16 protein-coding genes and 2 tRNA genes are annotated in these 23,217 nt (G+C 35.3%); 12 read left to right on the top strand and 6 right to left on the bottom strand.

The window, feature by feature from the left end; genetic code table 11:
- Positions 1-77: 77 nt before the first annotated feature.
- The 5 genes from PVV68_RS03860 (at position 78) to gltX (ending at position 6,850) form a co-directional block, all read left to right on the top strand.
- Complete coding sequence (locus tag PVV68_RS03860; protein ID WP_273720360.1) at positions 78-635, top strand: DUF2059 domain-containing protein; 558 nt, start codon at positions 78-80, stop codon at positions 633-635.
- A gap of 197 nt (positions 636-832) precedes the next feature.
- Positions 833-2,233: a glutathione-disulfide reductase gene (gene gor, locus PVV68_RS03855; RefSeq protein ID WP_273720361.1), complete on the top strand. Its 1,401-nt coding sequence runs from the start codon at positions 833-835 to the stop codon at positions 2,231-2,233.
- A 59-nt stretch (positions 2,234-2,292) separates the two neighbouring features.
- A complete protein-coding gene (locus tag PVV68_RS03850; protein WP_273720363.1) occupies positions 2,293-3,672 on the top strand; it encodes a class II 3-deoxy-7-phosphoheptulonate synthase in 1,380 nt (459 codons plus the stop codon).
- A gap of 125 nt (positions 3,673-3,797) precedes the next feature.
- Entirely contained in the window at positions 3,798-5,459 is a 1,662-nt protein-coding gene (locus PVV68_RS03845; RefSeq protein WP_273720364.1) for an NAD+ synthase, read from the top strand.
- An 11-nt stretch (positions 5,460-5,470) separates the two neighbouring features.
- Positions 5,471-6,850 carry a glutamate--tRNA ligase gene (gltX, locus tag PVV68_RS03840; RefSeq protein WP_273720365.1) on the top strand — a complete coding sequence of 460 codons (1,380 nt, stop codon included), beginning with the start codon at positions 5,471-5,473 and terminating at the stop codon, positions 6,848-6,850.
- Positions 6,851-6,908: 58 nt separating this feature from the next.
- Here gltX and PVV68_RS03835 read toward each other — a convergent pair whose 3' ends face one another.
- Positions 6,909-8,312 (bottom strand): DEAD/DEAH box helicase, encoded by a 1,404-nt coding sequence (locus tag PVV68_RS03835; RefSeq protein WP_273720366.1) that lies wholly within the window; start codon positions 8,310-8,312, stop codon positions 6,909-6,911.
- Between the two features lie 145 nt (positions 8,313-8,457).
- A complete protein-coding gene (locus PVV68_RS03830; protein WP_273720367.1) occupies positions 8,458-9,231 on the bottom strand; it encodes an NAD kinase in 774 nt (257 codons plus the stop codon).
- A 256-nt stretch (positions 9,232-9,487) separates the two neighbouring features.
- On the opposite strand from PVV68_RS03830, the gene PVV68_RS03825 reads away from it, so the two are divergent.
- The 6 genes from PVV68_RS03825 (at position 9,488) to PVV68_RS03800 (ending at position 17,318) form a co-directional block, all read left to right on the top strand.
- Positions 9,488-9,564: transfer RNA gene (locus PVV68_RS03825), tRNA-Arg, on the top strand.
- A 965-nt stretch (positions 9,565-10,529) separates the two neighbouring features.
- Positions 10,530-12,068, top strand: coding sequence for a histidine ammonia-lyase (gene hutH, locus PVV68_RS03820; protein ID WP_273720368.1), 1,539 nt, complete (start codon positions 10,530-10,532; stop codon positions 12,066-12,068).
- 396 nt (positions 12,069-12,464) lie between these two features.
- Complete coding sequence (locus tag PVV68_RS03815; RefSeq protein WP_273782673.1) at positions 12,465-12,827, top strand: hypothetical protein; 363 nt, start codon at positions 12,465-12,467, stop codon at positions 12,825-12,827.
- 427 nt (positions 12,828-13,254) lie between these two features.
- Positions 13,255-14,637 (top strand): amino acid permease, encoded by a 1,383-nt coding sequence (locus tag PVV68_RS03810; protein ID WP_273720370.1) that lies wholly within the window; start codon positions 13,255-13,257, stop codon positions 14,635-14,637.
- A 1,505-nt stretch (positions 14,638-16,142) separates the two neighbouring features.
- Positions 16,143-16,619, top strand: a complete 477-nt coding sequence (locus tag PVV68_RS03805; protein ID WP_273720371.1) for a hypothetical protein — start codon at positions 16,143-16,145, stop codon at positions 16,617-16,619.
- Between the two features lie 534 nt (positions 16,620-17,153).
- Positions 17,154-17,318, top strand: a complete 165-nt coding sequence (locus PVV68_RS03800) for a hypothetical protein (protein WP_273720373.1) — start codon at positions 17,154-17,156, stop codon at positions 17,316-17,318.
- A 492-nt stretch (positions 17,319-17,810) separates the two neighbouring features.
- Here PVV68_RS03800 and PVV68_RS03795 read toward each other — a convergent pair.
- The 4 genes from PVV68_RS03795 to PVV68_RS03780 all read right to left on the bottom strand — a co-directional run bounded on the left by PVV68_RS03795 (position 17,811) and on the right by PVV68_RS03780 (position 21,080).
- Positions 17,811-17,886, bottom strand: a tRNA-Thr gene (locus PVV68_RS03795).
- A 209-nt stretch (positions 17,887-18,095) separates the two neighbouring features.
- Entirely contained in the window at positions 18,096-19,454 is a 1,359-nt protein-coding gene (accC, locus tag PVV68_RS03790; RefSeq protein WP_273720375.1) for an acetyl-CoA carboxylase biotin carboxylase subunit, read from the bottom strand.
- 14 nt (positions 19,455-19,468) lie between these two features.
- Positions 19,469-19,957 carry an acetyl-CoA carboxylase biotin carboxyl carrier protein gene (gene accB / locus PVV68_RS03785; protein ID WP_273720376.1) on the bottom strand — a complete coding sequence of 163 codons (489 nt, stop codon included), beginning with the start codon at positions 19,955-19,957 and terminating at the stop codon, positions 19,469-19,471.
- A 250-nt stretch (positions 19,958-20,207) separates the two neighbouring features.
- Complete coding sequence (locus PVV68_RS03780; protein WP_273782671.1) at positions 20,208-21,080, bottom strand: DsbA family protein; 873 nt, start codon at positions 21,078-21,080, stop codon at positions 20,208-20,210.
- Positions 21,081-21,413: 333 nt separating this feature from the next.
- Here PVV68_RS03780 and glpD point away from each other — a divergent pair, with 333 nt between their 5' ends.
- Positions 21,414-22,928 carry a glycerol-3-phosphate dehydrogenase gene (gene glpD, locus PVV68_RS03775; protein ID WP_273720380.1) on the top strand — a complete coding sequence of 505 codons (1,515 nt, stop codon included), beginning with the start codon at positions 21,414-21,416 and terminating at the stop codon, positions 22,926-22,928.
- Positions 22,929-23,217 lie beyond the last annotated feature (289 nt).

The raw sequence follows: 23,217 nt of genomic DNA, 5'->3' as shown, positions 1-23,217 counted from the left end.
TGTTAACACAGTAAAATATGAAAGATTTTGGATAAAATAACGAATTTAAATTATAATTGTTATCGGGGTAATCATTAATGAAAAAAGTATTTTCTTGTCAGCGTATCGTCGTATATTTCGGTGCAATTGCCGTTTTGGTTATGAATATAGGAATGTCTCATGCACAGGGTGTGAGTGAGCAACATTTAATTTCAGCCAGAAAAGCTATTAGTGCTATTCGTGCAACAGATCAATTTGATAGCTTTTTACCAAATGCAGCACGTGATCTCAAAGATGAACTCATGGGTGATGATCCCAATTTGGCAACTGCTATTTCTGATATTGTTGATAAACAGGCACTTGCTTTAGCTAAACGACGCTCTGATTTAGAAAAAGAGATTGCTCATGTGTATGCCAAATATTTTACTCAGCAAGAACTTGATGAGATCACGGCATTTTATAATTCTGATACCGGTAAGAAATTTTTGACAGAAGTTCCAAATCTTGCGCGTGATGCCTATTCTACGTTTGATACATGGCGTTCTGCTCTGATGCAGGATCTTGTAAAAAATGTAAAAAAAGAAATGTCCGAAACACTTAATTTGGATAACTCTCTTACGCCTGAAAAATCGAACTCTTCAGAAAATAAAAAATAGGTTGATTGATATCATTACAATCATAGGTGTTTTCTAGTTTATAACAAAAACGGTGGGTTTTCCGCCGTTTTTAATAAAAGTTGGTTCTTAAAAGACATTGCTCTATAAAAAAGTGATATTTGAAAACAAATAAAGACTTTTATTTGATAATGAATGATCATAGCCTATTGTTGTAAACATATAAGAAGGGATAGTTTGTGGGATCTTTTGACTTTGATTTATTCGTGATTGGAAGTGGCTCTGGTGGGGTACGCGCAGCACGCCTTGCTGGAGGACTTGGTAAGCGTGTGGCTATAGCAGAAGAATATCGTATCGGGGGGACTTGTGTTATTCGCGGTTGTGTTCCCAAGAAATTGTATGTTTATGCTTCACAATATGCAAAAGAATTTCGTAAGAGTGTTGGTTTTGGATGGAAATATGCGGATCCAATTTTTAGCTGGGAGAAATTAGTTGCGGCTAAAAATGAAGAAATATCAAGATTAGAAGGTCTCTATCGCAAGGGACTACAAAATAATAATGTTCATATTTATGAAAGCCGTGCTGTTTTTGTGGATGATCACACATTAGAGCTTTCTCTAACAGGTGAGCGGATAACCGCAGAAAAAATTCTCATAGCGACGGGGGCAAAAGTTGCACCAAGTACTGCAATACGAGGCAGTGGTTTGTGCCTTACTTCCAATGAAATTTTTGATCTTGAAAAACTCCCAAAATCAATAATTATTGTTGGTGGTGGATATATTGGTGTTGAATTTGCCAATATTTTTCATGAGTTAGGTGTACAAACAACGCTAATCCATCGTGGTGATTTAATTCTTCGTAAGTTTGACCATGATTTACGGCAATTGCTTCATGATGCAATGATTGAAAAAGGGATTTCTATTCTTTATGGGGTGACAGTCTCTCAAGTACAAGAGACAGGTGGTTGTTATGATGTCACTTTATCAGATGGACAAACGATCAATACCGATCAGATTATGTTGGCTACCGGTCGTGTACCAAATACAATGGGTTTAGGGCTTGAAAAAACTGGTATAGAAGTAAACGAATTTGGTGCAATTGTTGTTGATGAAAAAATGACAACGAATGTACCTCACATTTGGGCAGTTGGTGATGTAACAGGCCATATTCAATTAACACCTGTCGCAATTTATGATGCAATGTGTTTTGTTAAGACTGCATTTGAGAACGTACCTACTATACCTGATCATGATTTAATTGCAACAGCGGTTTTTTCGCAGCCTGAGATTGGAACGGTTGGTCTTTCAGAAGAGGATGCGATTCAGCGTTATAAGCGTCTTGAGATTTATCGTACAGTTTTTCGTCCTATGCGCAATATTCTTTCCGGAAGTTTGGAAAAAATGCTTATGAAACTTATCGTTGATGGTGAAAGCCGCATTGTTGTTGGTGCGCATATTTTAGGAGAAAATGCTGCTGAGATGGCACAACTTGTTGGTATAGCTCTTAAAGGAAAACTAACGAAGGATATTTTTGATGAGACTATGGCACTGCATCCAACGATGGCAGAAGAATTGGTAACAATGTATAAACCAAGTTATGTATATGAAAATGGGAAGAAAATAGAAGAGCATAAATTATAATAAGCAGCAAAGTTTTTAGTATACTAAGCTTATGCGCTTAAGCTCTGGAGAGAGTGCAAATGATAAAAGAATGGACACCAAGCTCTTGGAGAACAAAGCCAGTTAAACAAGTTCCAGCTTATCCGAATCAGACTGTATTAGCAGATGTTGAACGAAAGCTACGGAGTTATCCTCCTTTGGTGTTTGCAGGTGAGGCACGTGATTTGAAAAATGAATTAGCCGCTGTTACACAAGGTCAAGCTTTTTTATTACAAGGAGGTGATTGTGCAGAAAGCTTTGCAGAACATGAGGCTGATAATATTCGTGATTTTTTTCGTGTATTTTTACAAATGGCGATTGTTTTAGCTTTTGGCAGCTTTAAGCCTGTTGTTAAAGTCGGGCGCATTGCTGGTCAGTTTGCAAAACCACGTTCTTCAGACATGGAACATAAAGGGGGAGTTGAGCTTCCCTCTTATCGAGGAGATATTATTAATGGCATTGAATTTAAGTCGGATTCTCGTATTCCTGATCCGCAACGAATGTCTATGGCTTACCGCCAATCTGCAGCAACACTCAATCTACTGCGTGCTTTTTCACAAGGAGGATATGCCAATTTAGAAAATGCTCATGCATGGATGTTGAGCTTTGTTTCTCAAAGCCCTCAGGGAGAACGTTATGAATTGTTAGCAGAGCGTATTTCTGAAGCGATTGATTTTATGCGTTCTATAGGGATAACCTCTAAAACAAATTCTTCATTACGTGAAACATCTTTTTATACCAGTCATGAAGCTCTTTTGCTTGGCTATGAAGAGGCTTTGACGCGGATCGATTCAACCTCTGGAGATTGGTATGCAACTTCTGGCCATATGTTATGGATTGGTGATCGTACACGTCAGGTTGATCATGCTCACGTTGAATATTGCCGCGGTATTAAAAATCCCCTTGGATTGAAGTGTGGTCCTTCACTTGAGCCTGATGAGCTTCTGAGATTAATTGATATTTTAAATCCTGAGAATGAACTGGGACGGTTAACGCTTATTACACGCTTTGGTTATGATAAGGTGGAGCATTATCTGCCTAAATTGATCCGTGCAGTTGAATGCGAGAAGCGTGCGGTGATATGGTCATGTGATCCAATGCACGGTAATACAGTGACTTTAAATGGCTATAAGACACGCCCCTTTGATTATGTTTTAAAGGAAGTAGAGAATTTTTTTGCAGTGCATTATGGGGAGGGAACTTATCCAGGGGGCATTCATATTGAAATGACAGGTCGTGATGTAACCGAATGTACAGGTGGAGCACATGCTATTTCTGTTGAAGATTTATCTGACCGCTATCATACACAATGTGATCCGCGATTAAATGCAGATCAAGCATTAGAATTGGCTTTTCTTGTTGCTGAACTTCTTAAAAAAAATCGTTGTACTGATTCAGTGGCTCTTGCTGCCAATGGTTAGACAAAAATGGTATAGCATTTTTTATTTTACGACTTATAGGAAAATAGATTCTTTGGAAAAAGAAATGTTTCTGATAATTACAACAGAGTTGTGGTCACCAAACAGATGAAATGATACAAAGGCTTATGAAAAATGATTTTCGGGTAGCAATTGCCCAATTAAATCCTGTTGTCGGTGATATTGAGGGAAATCTTTCTCTTGCTGTAATGGCGCATCAGCAGGCGAAGGAAGAGGGTGCTGATCTTGTTTTATTCACGGAGCTTTTTATAAGTGCTTATCCACCGGAAGATCTTGTTCTTAAACCCGCTTTTATCAAAAGATGCGAAGATGCTGTTAAAAAATTAGCAAAGATAACAAAAGAGGGACCAGGAATTATCATTGGTCTTCCGCTAGAGCGTAATGACAAAAATTACAATGGAGTTGTCCTTCTTGATGAAGGACGAATTGTTTTTGAAAGCTTGAAGTTTGATTTACCTAATTATGCTGAATTTGACGAAAAGAGGCTATTTTCTCCAGGTTTTCGTCCTGAGCCTATCGCCTATCACGGACTAAAACTAGGTATTGTGATTTGTGAAGATATTTGGAATGATGCTTCTCTTTGTGCAGAACTTGCTAATAAAGGGGCTGAGGTTATTCTCGTCCTTAATGGGTCTCCCTATCAACGTGATAAAACACTAAAACGAATAGAAGTTGTGCGTAAGCAAGTTCTTCAATCCGGCATACCGGTTATTTATGCTAATCAAATTGGTGGTCAGGATGAGCTGGTTTTTGATGGGGGATCTTTTGCGTTGAATGGGCAGGGAAAAATCGTATTTCAAATGAAACATTTTGAAAACCATATTGCTGTAAGCCATTGGCAACGAAAAGAGACAGGGTGGCAATGTATTTCTGGTCCAAATGAAAATCTTCTCAATGGGTTAGCTGCTGATTATCAAGCTTGTATTTTGGGGTTGAGAGATTACGTCAATAAAAATCGTTTTAAGGATGTTGTTCTTGGTCTTTCAGGAGGAATTGATTCAGCTCTTTGTACGGTTATGGCGGTAGATGCCCTTGGTGCTGAAAGGGTTCGCACCGTAATGATGCCTTATCATTATACTTCACAAAATTCATTGCAAGATGCCAAAGAATGTGCAGATCTTTTAGGGTGTCGTTATGAAGTGATACCAATTGTGCAACCTGTTGAGGTTTTTTTGAATATAATGTCGCCTGTTTTTTCAGGCTTGCCATCTGATGTGACAGAAGAAAATCTTCAAAGTCGTATACGTGGCACGGTTTTGATGGCGCTTTCAAATAAATTTGGTTCAATGCTGGTAACGACAGGTAATAAATCGGAAATGGCTGTAGGATATGCTACACTTTATGGTGATATGAATGGAGGTTTTAATCCTCTTAAAGATATTTATAAGACACAGGTCTATGCATTGGCACAGTGGCGCAATAAAAACCACTTACAAAATTTAAGGGGACCAGAGGGAATTGTGATCCCTTCTTGTATTATAGAAAAGGCACCTTCTGCAGAGCTTCGGGAAAATCAAAAAGATGAAGATTCTCTTCCTCCTTATCCTGTCTTAGATGATATCTTGCAGTCTCTTGTGGAAGATGACATGAGTGTTTATGATATTGTTAAACGTGGGTATTCACGCGAAACGGTTGAGAAAATTGAAGATCTTCTCTATAGTGCAGAATACAAAAGGCGACAATCAGCGCCCGGCGTAAAAATCAGTGACAAGAACTTTGGACGTGATCGTCGTTATCCTATAGTCAATCGTTTTCGCGATAAGAATTGAGTGTTGTTTTTATGGTAAAAGTTCGTTTTGCACCCTCTCCAACAGGTTATATTCACATTGGCAATATCCGTAGTGCCCTTTTCAACTGGCTTTATGCACAAGCGCATAATGGAACATTTATTTTGCGCTATGATGATACGGATGTTGAACGTTCTAAACAGGAATATATTGATGCTATTGCAGTTGATCTTGAGTGGCTTAATATTCAACCGGATGAGGTTTATTATCAATCTAAACGGTTTCCTCGATATGATGAAGTTGCAGAAACTCTCAAACAAAGTGGTCTTCTTTATCCCTGTTATGAGACTGCAGAAGAATTAGAGCGGCGTCGTAAAATCCAGCTTTCTCGTAAATTGCCTCCTATTTATGATCGTTCTGCATTGAAATTAACAGTAGAGGATCAAAAACTATTTGAATCGCAAGGTCGTAAACCGCATTGGCGTTTTCTTCTTCCTAATTTTGAAAATAATCCTTTACAAACAAAGCGAACAGAAATTTGCTGGGATGATGCGGTAAAAGGGAAGCAGACAATTGATTTGGCATCTCTTTCAGATCCTGTTCTCATTCGTAAAGATGGAAGTTATCTTTATACATTACCCTCTGTCGTTGATGATATAGATATGGCCATTACACACATTATTCGTGGCGATGATCACATTACCAATACTGGTGTTCAGATTGCTCTTTTTAAAGCTCTTGGTGCAGAATTACCAATCTTTGGCCATTTCAATTTATTGACAACAGTTTTAGGAAAAGGACTATCAAAACGGAACAATGATCTTTCTATTCGCTCTTTACGAGAAGAAGGATTTGAATCTATAATTATTCAATGCCTTGCGGTTTTGATTGGAACATCGCAAAATGTGCATCCCTATCCGCATCAAGCAGTACTTTTAAAACATTTTAACCTGCAAGATACGTCGAGATCCGTTGCAAAATTTGATATTACTGATCTTTCTACTTTAAATAGTCATCTCGTCCATGAATTAACTTATGCAGAAGTTAAAACACGCCTTGAAAGTCTTTCTATTGAGGGAGAAAAGGCGGAGTGTTTTTGGAATGTGATAAGAAGTAATATTGATAAAGTGAATGATGCTATCTTATGGTGGGAAATTATTCATGATGATAAGCATTTTGATACAGTGCTGGTTGAGGATTATACATTCGTTCGTCAGTCACTCGATTTCTTGCCTGAAGGTGTGCTGAATGATGAAAGCTGGACAGTTTGGACGAAAGCATTAAAAGAAAAAACAGGTCGTAGTGGGAAAGCTTTGTTTATGCCATTACGTCAGGCTCTTACTGGAATGGATCATGGTCCTGAAATGGGCAGACTTTTGCCACTTTTAGGGCGCGAGAAGGTGATAAAAAGATTGACTCTTCAAAGCGGATAAGAGCAACGTTTTAAAAACATTTTATTTTTTGTCTTTTCAAAGAAAAGAATTTTTCTGTTTAATTGCGGGTCTTTATGAGCATAAATGCTGGAATATCATCACCAAATCCAGAGGGAGAAGACATCTTGTTTTTTCGAGAGTGGTGTTGTTCAGAGGGCTTTGCTTTATTCTTTTCAGATTGAATATAATCCGCTTTATCATCTTTTAAATTCTTTTTAGTTTGAACGATAGGTCTTTTTGAAGCGGTTTTCTGTAATGATTTTGGAAATTTTTTCTTTAAAATGATCTCTTCTTCTTGATCATCAGTTGTTAATGTAGAGAGATCTCCATTGAGCCATTCAATTTTTTCGTTACTCATTTCTTCAATGGCACTAATATATTTTTGATCAGCTTTTGTAACAATAGTAAAAGCTTTTCCGCTACGGTTTGCACGTCCTGTACGACCAATTCGATGAATGTAGTCTTCAGCATGTGTAGGAACGTCATAGTTGAAAACATGGCTTACAGCTGGGATATCAAGTCCACGGGCAGCAACGTCAGAAGCAACAAGAAGTTTAAGTTTATTATTTTTAAAATCGGTTAGGGTGTTTGTACGCGAATATTGGTCCATATCTCCATGAAGTGCGCCTACACTAAAATTATGTCTTACGAGTGATCTAAAAAGTTCAGAAATATCTCTCTTTCTATTACAGAAAATAATAGCATTTTTAAGTTCATCGCCTTCATTATGAATAAGTTCTCGTAAAACCGCTCTTTTATCCCACGACTTATTTCCAGATTTGACGAGCCGTTGTGTAATCGTACTTGCTGTTGAGGAGGCTTTTGTAACTTCAATAGATACAGGAGCATGTAAAAATTGCTTTGTCAGTTTGCTGATTTCTGGCGCCATTGTTGCAGAGAAAAACAAAGTTTGCCGTGTAAAAGGCGTTAATTTACAGATGCGTTCAATATCAGGAATAAATCCCATATCCAACATGCGATCAGCTTCATCAATAACAAGAATTTCAACTCCCATGAGGAGCAATTTACCGCGTTCAAAATGATCAAGAAGGCGTCCTGGTGTTGCTATAAGTACATCAGCACCCCGTTCAAGTTTACGGTCTTGCTGTTCAAAGGAAACGCCACCAATCAACAATGCAACATTTAAACGATGATTTATTCCATATTTATCAAAATTTTCTTCAACTTGGGCTGCAAGCTCCCTTGTTGGTTCTAGTATGAGAGTACGGGGCATTCGTGCTCTCGCACGACCTTTTTCAAGTAATGTAAGCATAGGTAAAACAAAAGAAGCAGTTTTCCCCGTTCCTGTTTGAGCAATTCCTAAAACATCTTTTCTTTGAAGGACATGGGGGATTGTCTCACTCTGAATAGGTGTTGGAACTGTATATCCCACTGATTTTATGGCTTTAATAACCTTTGTGGAAAGACCGAAATCATCAAAACTGTTTAAAAGTGCTATCATTTTTTTATCAATTGCTTTGCGATTTTAGTTTCGCTACTGAATTATTCGTGAAATTAAATATTACACTACTCTGGAGGGGTTAAGGCGACTTCACAAAAAAGTCAACTATAACAGCCATATACACATAGAGAGCATAATACAATATTTAATAGCGAAATTGTTCTGATAAAATACGCTCATCCCATGAATGATTAGCATCAAAAAGAATTGAAGCTGTTATTTCTGTTGCTGTTAAAATAGTGACGGAGTGAACAGATTTAACTTCAACATTATCAGCAGCTGCATTGACGGGACGTTTATCAGCTTCGAGCATATCAAAGCGTATTTTTGCCGTATTGGGAAGCAATGCACCATGCCAACGTCGTGGACGAAAGGGACTAACGGGAGTGAGTGCCATAAGTGGAGCCATGAGGGGTAAAATAGGTCCTTGTGCGGATAAATTGTATGCTGTAGATCCTGCTGGTGTGGCAACAAGAATACCATCACAAATTAATTGTTCCATGCGTATATTGTCATCAATGCTAATGCGAATTTTTGCTGCTTGATAGGATTGACGAAAAAGAGAAACTTCATTAATTGCTAACGCTTCAATGGTTCCTTGACATTCAGCTTCTGCAATCATACGTAAGGGATGAATTTCCTTTTTATGCGCGGCAGCAATGCGATTTGGCAATTTCTTTTCATGAAATTCATTCATAAGAAATCCTACAGAACCTTGATTCATACCATAAATAGGTTTTCTTGTGTCCATAATGTCTCGTACCGTTTGTAACATTGTTCCATCACCACCGATTGCAATAACAACGTCAGCATCTTCGAGAGAAGCATTTCCGTATGCAGAAATTAATTTATCAGTAGCTTTTATGGCTTCCTCAGTTTCAGCAGAAATGAAATGGAAGCGATTTGGTAATGTAATCATTAAGAATTATCCTGATATTCACAGTTTATTTTTTAGTCTATTTAGGGGGAGTTTTGAAGCTGTATCATAAAAAAACATTTTTGTAAGAAAAAGCATTATGTCTGAAAATTGATTTGTTTCAGGTAATATATCATAGCGGAAAAGGATAAAAAAATTGTATCGTAATATAAACCATGAACACCTATTTAAAAAAGAATAAGAATTCATTATTGCAGCTGAGAGTATGATCAGTTAAAAGATTACTGTTCAATTGTAAGCACCCGTAGCTCAGCTGGATAGAGCGCTGCCCTCCGAAGGCAGAGGTCACAGATTCGAATTCTGTCGGGTGCACCACACTTTTTCGTTCTATCTCGTATTATTTTTGTGAGCATATGATCTGAGAAGAAATAAAACTTTTTTATTAAAATAGTTGTGAGAATTCTCTGTTAAGTTATGTACGAAAAACAAATAATTTTAGAAGAATACGTTTTTTGTGTTTTCTATGTAGCCTTTTCTGTTCAGTATGTTGAATATTGGATTAAAGAAAGGGGTATGTTATGAAAGCGTTCAGCATATAAAACCATTCTCCTTTGTTATTTCTAATATCTTCCTTTATTTCGATAGATAGAGTAAATAACTTCTTTATTATTCGCTTGAAAAAATATTTTATAAAAATTATTGGTAAAGCGGTATCAGTTTATAGTTATCTTATTAAAATGGGCAATTTTATTGTCTGCTACTTTTTCTTTTTCACCATAAAGAAAATTACCCTTTTTGTTACATGAGCATTTTTATCACTTTGATCGCAAATTTGCAAAGTGTTGACTAAAAAATAAATATTATTATCATAATGATTTAAATATAAAATTCATAAAAATATAGATATTGAAATATGTATTATTAATACAATTTCATAATCTTATTTTTTTTGTTATTTATCTTAACTTATATTTAAGTATAATTAATTTATAATTTGTATTATGACTAAACTATAATTATTTTTATTGATATTTTTAAATATATCAATTTACTGAATTTTTATTAATTATGGGGGGATTTATGCCAAAAAATATAAGCAAATTCTTCAAATAACACAAAACAAGTTTTGGCTAGAGCTGAGAAGATATGTATCAAGGATTTCTCTAAGAAAATAAAGACAAATAATTGATTTTGCTGTTTATAATTTAAAGAAAAAATGAACAGAATTTATTTATTTGATTGGTTTGAATTCTTCTCAAAGAGTATCCATAGCTTTTTATATTTTTATAGAGAAGCCTAATGATATTAAGTATCATATAAAATAAACAAGAAAGAAAATTATGACAATTATATTAAAACCGGGTGAGGTAACACTTAGTGAACTCAAGACTATTTATTTCAATGATGAAATAAGCAAACTTCACAGTGATACATATTTATCTATTAAAAAAGGGGCTGAGCGTATTGCTGAAATTTCTGCGGGGAGTGAGCCAGTTTATGGCATCAATACTGGTTTTGGTAAATTAGCTTCGATTAAAATTGGTGCAAGCGATGTTGCCATTTTACAAAGAAATCTTATTTTGTCACATTGTTGTGGGGTAGGAGAACCTTTAGCTGAAAATATTGTACGCTTGATAATGACTTTAAAGCTTCTTTCTTTGGGAAGAGGAGCTTCTGGTGTTCGTTTAGAATTGATACATTTGCTAGAAAATATGCTTGCAAAAGACGTTATTCCTGTCATTCCTGAAAAGGGTTCTGTTGGTGCATCGGGTGATCTTGCCCCACTTGCTCATATGGCTGCTGTTATGATGGGAGAGGGAGAAGCATTTTTTCAAAACACGCGCATGAGTGGAGCTGCAGCTTTAGAAAAAGCAGGGTTATCTCCTATTATTTTACAGGCAAAAGAAGGTTTAGCTCTTATTAATGGCACCCAAACATCGACAGCACTTGCTCTTGCAGGTCTTTTTCGTAGTCATCGGGCATTGTGTGGTGGACTTCTTGCAGGGGCTTTGACAACAGATGCTATCATGGGATCAACAGCACCATTTCATCCCGATATTCATACTTTACGAGGTCATTATGGACAGATTGCTGTATCACAAACATTAGAAAAGCTTTTAAAGGATTCAGGAATTCGAGCTACACATTTACGTGATGATGATCGTGTACAAGATCCTTACTGTATACGTTGCCAACCACAAGTTATGGGAGCATGTTTTGATGTTCTTATCGCAGCAGCAAAAACACTTATTATTGAAGCAAATGCGGTTACAGATAATCCATTGATTTTAAGCGATGGTGCAGTGATATCGGGGGGAAATTTTCATGCTGAACCTGTAGCATTCGCTGCTGATCAAATTGCTCTTGCTTTATGTGAAATTGGCTCTATTTGCCAAAGGCGTATTGCTCTTATGGTTGATCCAGCAGTTTCTTATGGACTGCCAGCTTTTTTAGCGCAAAATGCTGGTCTTCATTCAGGTTTTATGATTGCTGAAGTAACCGCTGCAGCTTTAATGTCTGAAAATAAACAAATGGCACATCCTGCTTCTGTAGATTCAACGCCAACATCCGCAAATCAGGAAGATCACGTTTCAATGGCTTGCCATGGTGCTCGCCGGTTATTGGCAATGAGTGAAAACCTTTTTACCATTATTGGCATTGAAACACTTGTTGCAGCACAAGGAATTGAATATCGTACACCTTTGAAAACAAGTTTCTTCCTACAGTCTGTTATGGAGCATCTACGCAAAAATATTGACACTCTTAAGGAAGATCGCTACATGGCTCCAGATCTTCATAAAGCACATATGCTTGTACGTGAAGGGCACTTATTATCCATTTTACCAGAAACAATTTTTCCTCCATTGTATCCCCAATAATATTTGTTTTTAAAGTTTATAAAGAAAGCCATTTAACTGTTGGCTTTCTCATGCAACGTTTGTGGCTTCATAATGATACTTTGCACAACTAAATAAATCTGTGATCATTTATTTGCTGATTATATTGAAAAGGCATTTCCTGTTATATTGCCAACATTATCTTTACGATGATGTGATTTACTAAAACAAGCTTATAAGAAGAAATATTTTTAAGATTTTCTAAATATTTATATAATGTTCTTTTTCTGTATTAAATTTTCTAATGTATAAATCTATATTATTCTTATTTATACAAAGTAAAGTTAATATTTTTATTATCTATATTTTTGTATTTAGATCCTTATGCGTTTAATATTTACTTATTTGTTATTTAAAATAAACATAAAGGAAAAAGAAATGTTTGCAAAAAATAAATTATCTATTCTAACAACTGTCATTTTGTATTTTTTATCAATCGTAGAGGTTCATGCAAAAATTTGGAGAGATAGATCTCAAGAGAATATTTTCATTACCGTGGGGACACAAAGGAAAGATATTTTTTGTCAAAGAACAAATAAAACATTTATTACTATTTCAGATCAAAGTTCTAGAGAAAATGGTAAATCTATTATTGAGCAAAAAATTGAAAAGGTTATTTTTACCGCAATAGCTGTTTTTCTTGGAGGAATCGCATTGAAGACGGTTACAGTCTTTAAGAGATGGGTAGGTGCTAGATTTTCGCAAGCTTTTGAAAATTGGCGGGATTCACTCTATCACTGATTAAGTTATAGCGTTGCATATTAGCAAGTTGTTTTATAGGCTACTATGTATAATTTTTATTGTTATGAGCTAAAAAGTAAGAGAATTTGCGAAAATAACAAAAACAATTAACATACTTATGCCCAACTAGTATGGTAGAAGCTTGAGAGCTTCTATTTTTCTGTAAAAAATAGAAAATACGAAACGAATTAAATGACAATTGTAAAAAAATCATTATTATCTCAATGAAATGATACACAATTGTAGGCTATAAAAAGTTTGGATCATTCGCAATAAAAGTATTTTTCATTACCTAAGACAAAGTGTCTAGCGGGTCAGTGTTTTATACTTTTTAAAATATATTTTTGAGAGAAATATGAAGCTGTATTTATCATAGAGTTGGTGCTGTAGTGCGAGTTTTATCAAAATTCAATGAAGAAGGAAAAAAATGGCAATAAATGAACTGAAACGGGGCATGAACAAGCGTCAAGTTATTTTTTTAGCTCTTGGCTCTGCTATTGGTACAGGTCTGTTTTACGGATCAGCACAAGCGATTAAGCTTGCTGGTCCAAGTGTTTTGATTGCCTATTGTATTGCTGGTTTAGCTATTTTTATGGTTATGCGAGCGCTTGGAGAGATGATTATTCATAATCCAATGCCCGGTTCTTTTGCTCGTTATGCTGCAAATTACATATCACCGTTGGCTGGTTTTTTAACGGGATGGACATATGTATTTGAAATGATTCTTGTTGGTTTAGCTGATATTACAGCTTTTGCAACTTATATGGGGTTTTGGTATCCTCATGTTGCACCTTGGATATGGGCACTTAGTATTACACTGATTATTACAGGGATTAATTTAGCAGCAGTAGAAGTATATGGTGAACTAGAGTTTTGGCTATCCTCCATTAAAATTATTGCTATTATTGCAATGATTATTTTAGGGCTAGCAATAATTTTATTTGGCTGGGATACAAATACGAATTCTTCTATTATCAGTGTTCATAATTTATGGGAAAATGGTGGTATTTTTCCCAATGGCTGGTTTGGTTTTTTTGCTTGTTTTAGTGTTGTTGTCTTTGCTTTTGGTGGTATAGAAATCATAGGGATGACAGTGATGGAAGTACAAAATCCTCATCAAACAATCTCAAAGGCAATTAATTCTACTCCAGTTCGTGTTTTGCTTTTTTATATCATGACGTTAGCTATTCTAATGTCCCTTTATCCTTGGAATAAAATTGGTCTTATGGATAGTCCTTTTGTTGCAATTTTTGAAAATCTTGGAATTTCATATGCAGCGAATATTTTGAACATTGTTATTGTTACAGCAGCTATTTCGGCAATGAATAGTGGAATGTACGGTGCTTGTCGCATGATACATGGATTATCGCAAGAAGGTTATGCTTTAAAAAAATTTCAACATTTATCAAAAAACGGTATACCAATTCTTGTTATTTTGTTGATCTTTATCATCTTCCTTCTTGGTGTTGTCCTTAATTATTTTTACCACGAAGGACTCTTTTTTCTTATTGCAGCAATGGCAACATTTGCAACGGTTTTTGTCTGGATGATGATTTTACTTTCGCAAATTTTTATGCGGCTTAGAATATCTAAAGAAGTACAGTGTAGTTTAAAATTTCCAATTCCATTGTGGCCGATAGGATCAGTTTTTTCTGTTTTATTTATGATTTTCATCTTTGTTCTGTTATGGTTTTTCGATGATACACGGCCAGTTTTGATCGTGGGTGTTAGTTGGATTATTTGGCTTGTTATTTGTTTTTATGTACTTAAAATTTACAATCTAAAGAAAAAGCAAAATGAATTAAAATAGCAGCAAAGGTTAAATAAAAAAACGAATTGAAACTTCAAAGGAAAAGACGTTTGCTAAACACCCTCCAGAAATTAGGAAGAGTTTTTTCATCACCATTTTTGTTTTGAAGATGTTTTTATACTATCATTAATAACTACTGCAAGTCTACATAGAATATAAACAGTAAAGACGAATGAATATTATGGATCAACACTTTTATAAGTAAAGATAGCTACTAAGAATTTTAACAGTGCATAATTTAATCAGACTTTATAATTATATTTATTTATAAATATAATATATTTAAATTTATTTTTAAAAGTAATAAATAAAATTAATTATTGATACTGATAATAACTAATAATTTATGTATTTTTTCTTTTCCATACATGTGCAATATTGTTCTATCAGTTTTATTTAAAAAGCAGGCTTTGAATTTTGTTATATTTTGACAAGCCAATTCTGTTATATCAGAATATCAATGATAGTATAATATCTGAAGTTTCTGGAGAATAACTTCTTTTCTCTTACCAACTCAACACAAGAAGCACAAGATTTGTTGAAAAGAAATGGCCAATATAAGATTGAAATTTTACGCCTATAGTCCCAGTGGACGGACAGGGCAATAAGAATAAAAAAGTGTACAGGATAACAGGCAAAATAAGTGATAATCTTTATAGATGCGGCATCGCATGCTCTGTGGCTAGGGCAGGTGAGTTAGATTAGCTGAGTGGAGGAAAATACGCCTCTGTCAGTTTTGATGAACATAAAGATAATTTTGTACTAGATAGATCGGCAATAATGTTTGATCTACAAAACAGTTTAAGCAAATGGCAATTAATAGAAAAAAGCATTCACCAATATTGCAGATCCTAACAGTATCCATGCTTGTTTTGGAGATGAATGCGATATTCTAAAGACTTTATGGTTTTTTCCCATCGTGGACAAATTTATTTGAAGGGGAAAAATGAAATAAATTTTTAAATTATTAAAAGCTGTAACTTTGTTATTTATGGCAAGATGTTATTTAGAAGGAGCTTACACGACATCGATAAAGATATGTGAGAAGTTTCTTGCAGATTTACTGAGAGAGAAAAAGCACTTTTAAAATGTAGTATGCCCCCTATAGTATTGATCCAGAAAATCAAAACTAAGGAGCAACACATATGTTTCCATTAATGCTTGCATGGTTCAAGCGAAATTTTTGATAAATGTGGAAAACTGAGTTGGTATAAAATTTTGAACTTCTCATTTGTCATCCTAGCACCCTCATCCTTCAGATGAAATATTAAAAAGTGCTTAAATAGTTCTTTTTATAAAAGCATTCAGAATAATACAAATGTCAGACTTTAAGTCTTATTGCTAATAATCATCAATAATTTTTATATTCTTTTTTCTTATCTGTGTAGAATTGTTTCCCTAATCCATCAATTCAACTCTAGACTGTTTTGAAAAACTAGGATAAAAAATTAGTAGGATTATAAGCCTTTTTATCTTAAATAAGTCCATTAAAAGAGGGGGGGGAAATGAAAAAAATCTTGAAATTATTAAGCGCCATAACTCTTTTAGGCACGGCTGGATGTATTAATCAACCGTCTCCATCAGCCTTGGCATTATGGGAAAAACCAGGTGTTGATAAAGCTACTATTCAACAGGCTCTATCAAAATGTGGTTGGAAACCAGTTTATGCTTCGCCTGAAGATACAAATTCGCGTGTGAGTGAGTTTGCATCAATTTATGAGTGTATGTCTAAAGCAGGTTATCAGTACAAGTTACAGGATTCAAAGAGCATTTATTTTGTAGAAGCTCCACGAAGTGATTCATTTTTAACCAATCTCATGATAGCAGGATATCAGCAATTTATGGACAATGATAACTTTGGTGTGTCCAATGCAACAAAAAAAGAACGCGCTTTATTAATGCATTTTGAGAATGAAAAACGACATCAAAAAGCAAGAAAAGTTTTACAAAAGCAATCTTCAGCATTACGCTCATCACTTTAAAAAGTGACCGGATCAAAAATACCAATGGGGAGAGAAAACTAAAATAGTTCTTTCTCCCAAAATAGAGGTAAAGTTCCATTAGACTAAAAATCAGCAGTGGCATTATTACTAGCAATAAAGCGTATAAACTTTATAGCAAAGGAGAAAATTTCTTTGATTGAGTGAGTGACAGATAAGGAATTGGCAATATAACAAAAAGGCTAAACCCTGAAATAAGGAGGCTTCTGTCAATATGGTGTGTGCTTCTGTTAATGTTACAATTGCTTTTCAATTTGAGAAAGCACAAGATATTTTCTTGTATATCTACTGTGGTAAGAAACAAAATAGAAGACGGCTATGTTTATCAGCATGGAAGTCCTAGAGGGTAATATCCATGGTGTTGTTTAAAAAGAATAAGGCGTGTTAGGCAAAAATTGCTTGATACAACTATCTTGATTTTTTTATGTTCCCGACAGTTTGTTTTATTTAGACCCACCATATCTTGTAAAAAAGTCTTATAGCTCTGGAAATTTTATTGAAAATGATTTTGTGAGCATGGCAAAAATTCTCAAAATTATCCAAGGCGAATTGGTATTGAGTCTGAATGATTATGATTCAATGCGAGAGATCTTTAAGGATTTCGATTTTTTAGGAGTAGAGACCCTCTGGATATCTGGTACAGTAAAAAATACCTCAAAAAGAAGTGCTATTTCACAATAATTGAAAAGAATCTCAAAAAGATTTATTATAAACAGAAAGATAATACTTCATTTTAACAGGACTTTTTAGATGGTTAGATAATTTGGTAAGATTTTTACACAAACTTCGTATGGATTACTCAGAACGCCTTTTAAATATGGCTAAAAATAGATATATCTGTATCATTTTTATTTTCTGTAAAAGTAGGAAGAAAATCAGTAACCGGTTAGCACGGAAGATAAGACTTATAGAGTTTTATGGCTTGAATCACTTATGTGCTGAAAAAGCCTTCTAATCCATTGAAACATGAAGCTGTTAACGCGTTTTATTAGAATATTAAATGATTTACCCAAAAGAACTTGCAAAATTCAACGAAAAATTAGGAATAATTTGGCAACAATGTTTTTTGTTGAGGCACGTTGAAAACGTCCTATTCCATAGCTTTTACTTTGATATCTCTCATGTTTAAGAACATGAGTTAAACTCAAAACTTATAGTTTAACATAAGGAAAATGGTGCCCCCAGAGAGACTCGAACTCCCGACCCCCTGATTACAAATCAGGTGCTCTACCAACTGAGCTATAAGGGCATAACCACGTACGAGGTAGCACAAACTCACAAAAAGGAAAATAGAAAATTTTCAGATTTAGTGCATATTTTAAAAACTTTCATAACAAATTTATAAAATAATCAGTTCCTTTATTTTATTACTATTATTTATAATGATGTTGGATGCTATTTCCATGTATGACTCTTCATAGAGAAGTGATAATGAGAGTTCATCCTTTTGTTATCAGATTATGATTCTGAAGAAGTTAATTGTTTAGAAAGATATTTTTCTAGCCAGTGAATATTATAATTACCATCTGCAACGTCTTGATTGTTAATGAGATCGCGAAAGAGAGGCAATGTGGTTTTGATTCCATCGACCACAAATTCATCTAAAGCACGTCGTAAACGCATCATGCATTCTAAACGGGTACGCCCATGAACAATCAGTTTCCCAATCATGCTATCATAATAAGGAGGAATCCGATAACCTGAATAAGCACCCGAATCAACCCGAATTCCTAAGCCTCCAGGTGTATGAAAATGTGTAATGGTTCCTGGTGATGGTGTAAAGGTAAGAGGATCTTCCGCATTAATACGGCATTCAATAGCATGGCCAGAGAAGCTGATATCTTCTTGTGCAACTGAAAGTTTGTTGCCTGATGCAATATGAATTTGTTCATGAACTAAATCTATGCCTGTAATGGCCTCAGTTATAGGATGTTCGACTTGTAAACGTGTATTCATTTCAATAAAGTAGAATTCGCCATTCTCATAAAGAAACTCAATGGTACCTGCTCCACGATATTCAAGTTGTGCACAAGCATCTGCGACAATGTCACCAATTTTTTTCCGTTCAGTTTCATTTAATGCAGGCGAAGTTGCTTCTTCCCATATTTTCTGATGACGCCGTTGAAGTGAACAATCGCGCTCTCCTAAATGAATAGCATTTCCTGCGCCATCACCTATAACTTGAATTTCAATATGACGGGGCTTTTCTAAATATTTTTCGATATAAACTGCATCATCACCAAAAGCTGCTTCCGCTTCCGAACGGGTTGTTTTGAGAGCCATAGCAAACTCTTCTTCAGAATGAACAACTTTCATACCGCGTCCACCACCACCAGCAGAAGCTTTAATAATAACTGGATAACCAATTTCATGCGCAATGCGTAGAGCATCCGCTTCTTCGCTGACAGCTCCATCTGAGCCAGGGACTACAGGGATTCCAAGTTTTTTAGCGGTTTTCTTCGCTTCAATTTTATCGCCCATGATTCGAATATGCGCAGCTGTTGGACCAATAAATGTAATATTATGGGCTTCTAAAACATCGGCAAATTTTGCGTTCTCAGAAAGAAAGCCATAGCCAGGATGAACAGCATCAGCTCCTGTAATCTCGCACGCAGCAATAATTTGATGAACACTCAAATAAGAATCGCGCGCTGGGGGAGGACCTATACAAACACTTTCATCAGCAAGACGAACATGCATTGCATCAGCATCAGCAGTAGAGTGAACAGCTACGGTTTTGATACCTAGTTCCTTGCAAGCCCGTAAAACGCGAAGAGCAATTTCTCCTCGATTAGCAATGAGGATTTTTCGAATCATAGTTGCCTCTCGTTTTATTCAACAACAATAAGTGGTTCGCCAAACTCAACGGGTTGGCCATCTTTTACAAGAATAGTGGTCACCGTACCTGAGCGCGGTGATGGAATTTGATTCATCGTTTTCATTGCCTCAATGATAAGTAATGTTTGCCCCTCAGAAACATTCTGTCCTACTTCTACAAAAGGTTGTGCTCCTGGCGAAGACGCAAGATAGGCCGTTCCAACCATTGGAGATGTTACTGCATCTTTAAATTTATCTTCTTTTATAGGAGAGGCCGATTCCGGAGTAGGGGGCGAAGTTACAGAAACTGTAGGGGAAACAGGGGCATAAATTGTTTGTTCAGGAGGTGTTGAAATATTTTGGCGTGAGACACAAATACGAAGTCCACCCTGTTCGAGCTCAATATTCGTTAAATTTGTATCATTTAAAATTTCAGCAAGGTCGCGAATAATTTTTGTATCAATTGCGGTATGTTGTCCCGCGTCTATCTTTTTTTTTGCCATTTTATCTCTAACTCCTTGATCAATGAAGATCGCCAATTACCTAATGCTTATGACTGAATATCTCTAGACTACGGATGACCATTTGAGGGCTTTAAAAACTATCTACTTTTTTAGAATTACACTTTGTAATCTTAAACTGGTATTTGTTACGCAAATTTGCACTTATAAGTCTGTTATCGAAAAAGAAAAAGCATAAAATCATTTCATTGACAGTATTCTTTATAAAAGTGACAAGGTAGAGAAAAGATATTTACTGTATATTTTTTATGGCTTCTTTTAACATATCTTGGCTTATGGCTCCGATAAACACTTTATCACCAATGATATAAGAAGGTGTACCTGTAATATTGAGCTGAGAGGCAATTTGAATATTCTCTTTAAAGGGACTTTGAAGATTAGGATCTTTTATTGCATCGCGCAATTTTTTTTCATCTGCTCCTAACGAAACTGCTATTTTTATAGCTTTAGCTTCATTCGTACGACTTTCACTGGTTAAAAGTGCTTTATGAAACTGAGAATATTTTTCTGGAAATTGTTTCCGAAAAGCATAAACAACAGTGTGTGCTGCCATAGAATCAGGTCCTAAAATAGGCAAATCTTTAATAACGACTCGTAAATCTGGGTATTCTTTTATTAAGTTTTCTATGTATGAATAGGACATCTTACAATATCCACAATTGTAATCAAAAAAATCAATCAGCACTCTTTTACCATTTGGATTTCCCAAAACAGCGTCATGAGGGGAGTGAAAAATTTCTTTTTTTAAAAAGTTAATGATTGAAGCTTGTGTTTGTGCATCTTGTGCGCTTTTCTTTTCCAACTTTTCTTGGAGAACAAGCTGCATTTCAATCATAATTTCTGGATGCGTGAGTAAATAATCCCTTACAATTTTTTGAATATCATGATGATCGATCTGTGGTGTAATTTTTTCTTTGAGTTTAGATAAAAAAGAAGGATCTTCTAGAAGTTGTGTTTTAAGCTTTTCCGCGCTTAAATGATTTGCTGTTTTATTGCTGGATGTTGCATTTGATAGAGAAGATGAAAAGGTTAAAAGGCCCAACAGAATTGTTGCTAAAAGTCTAGCAATAAACGTTGTTTTTGAATGTTGAGACTGATGGATCATTTATATACGCCTTCATATTTCTATTATAATGCTTAAAGTCAAAGTCTATGAAAACTATTGCTTATATGCAATATAAGCCCTCAACTATAGCATATATCTAGTAGGTTGCAGAGAAAACATCAACTTTTTTCTCTAAGAAGATTTGATATGATGCACATTTACAATGATTATGTTCTTTAAGGACTGAAATTTCCTTTCTTTTTATCTGTGTTCATTTATGATGGTATCTAAAATATTTTATACATGTTTATTGTGAAAAAAAGCACATTGATAATCCGATTAAGAGCATTTTACAGGTACTTTAATTGGGTACAGTAGAATGAATTAAATTGAATGATGAAAAGTAAAATTATGAAAACCATGATGCATTATGATTTATTTATCATTGGTGGAGGAATAAACGGGTGTGGGCTGGCAAGAGATGCCGCTGGACGCGGGTTTAAAGTGGGATTAGCGGAGATGAATGATCTTGCTTCGGGAACCTCAAGTGCATCGACAAAGCTTATTCATGGTGGACTTCGTTATCTTGAACATTATGAGTTTAAACTGGTTCGTGAAGCGTTAAAAGAACGAGAAGTTATCTGGCGTATGGCTCCACATATTGTGCGTCCTTTGCGCTTTCTTCTCCCCTATCATAAAGAATTGCGTCCTGCTTGGATGTTGCGTTTGGGACTCTTCATTTATGATTATTTAGGAAACTGGAATCAGAAATTATGGCGCAGTAAAACAGTTCATTTTTCAAAAAACTTTCCTTCCATACTTAAGAAAAAATACAGCAAAGGTTTTGAATATTCTGATGCAAGAGTAGATGATACGCGTTTGGTCATTGCTAATGCTCGTGATGCTGAAAAGTACGGAGCCGATATAAAAGTACGGACAGAAGTTCTCTCTTTAAAAAGAGAAAAAGAAAAATGGCTGATCACTCTTCAAAATAAATTAACTGGTAAAGAATATTGTGTGACAGCTTCTTATATTGCAAATATGGCAGGTCCTTGGATTAATCATATTCTGACAAATGTATTAGACTGTAAAGAAAATCCTCCTGTACGGCTTGTGAGGGGGTCTCATATTCTGATTCCTAAGCTTTATGCCCATGATCGTGCTTATATTTTTCAAAACGGTGATGGACGTATTCTCTTTTCTATTCCATATCAAGAAGAGTTTACATTGCTTGGAACAACAGATTGTGATTATCAGGGAGATCCCGCTCATGTCCATATTACAGATGCAGAAATTGATTATATCTGTGCAGCAGCGAGTGAATATTTCATTCAACCCATATTGCGTGAGAATATTGTTTGGACCTATTCTGGTGTTCGTCCGCTCTATGATGATGGTGCTTCAAAGGCACAAGAAATCACACGTGATTATGTTTTAAAAGAAATGGGTACAGAAAATGTGCCACGGATTCTTAATCTTTATGGTGGTAAAATTACAACTTATCGCAAACTCGCTGAAGATGCGATGAAATTTGTTGAAAAAGCTCTTGGGACAAAGGGAGCACCGTGGACAAAAAAATCAACGCTTCCTGGGGGTGATTTTCCGTATGATAGCTTAGAGATAATTGAAAAGAAAATCGCTCTTTTACTTCCAGGTTTAGATGCTTTTACATATCGCAGACTTGCACGCTCTTATGGTTCAGAAGCATTTGTGATATTTGCAAATGGCAAAGCAGATAAAGGAAAAGATTTTGGACATGGACTCTATGAAATAGAAGTCAAATGGTTAATCGAAAAGGAATGGGCAAAAACATGTGAAGATGTGTTGTGGCGCCGTTCAAAACTTGGACTTTTATTTAATGAGAACGAGATGCAGATTCTTTCTACTTATATACAAAATCAAAAATGAATTTAACAAAATTTAATAATAATTTCAAATTGTTAAAGAGTTTATTTATAGTTCTGTATAGATTCTCCTTCGAGGTGATAATATAAAAATATTTGTGCATATTGAAAATATAAAATGATGAAATTAAATGAAATATTCAGGAGCAAGGCTTGCCTGTAGATTCAATGAAATGAAGTACATTCATTAGAGAGGGAATTGATCTGATTAAGTATATAGGGAAGAGATATTTTATCTTTTGAGCGATGGAGAAGACTGGGTATTTTATACATCATTTATGTAATAAATGGAG

Source organism: Bartonella sp. ML69XJBT (genome assembly GCF_028618515.1).
Lineage (GTDB): Bacteria > Pseudomonadota > Alphaproteobacteria > Rhizobiales > Rhizobiaceae > Bartonella.
The sequence above is the reverse complement of the archived record's forward strand: the minus strand, read 5'-3'. Positions and strand labels throughout refer to the sequence as shown.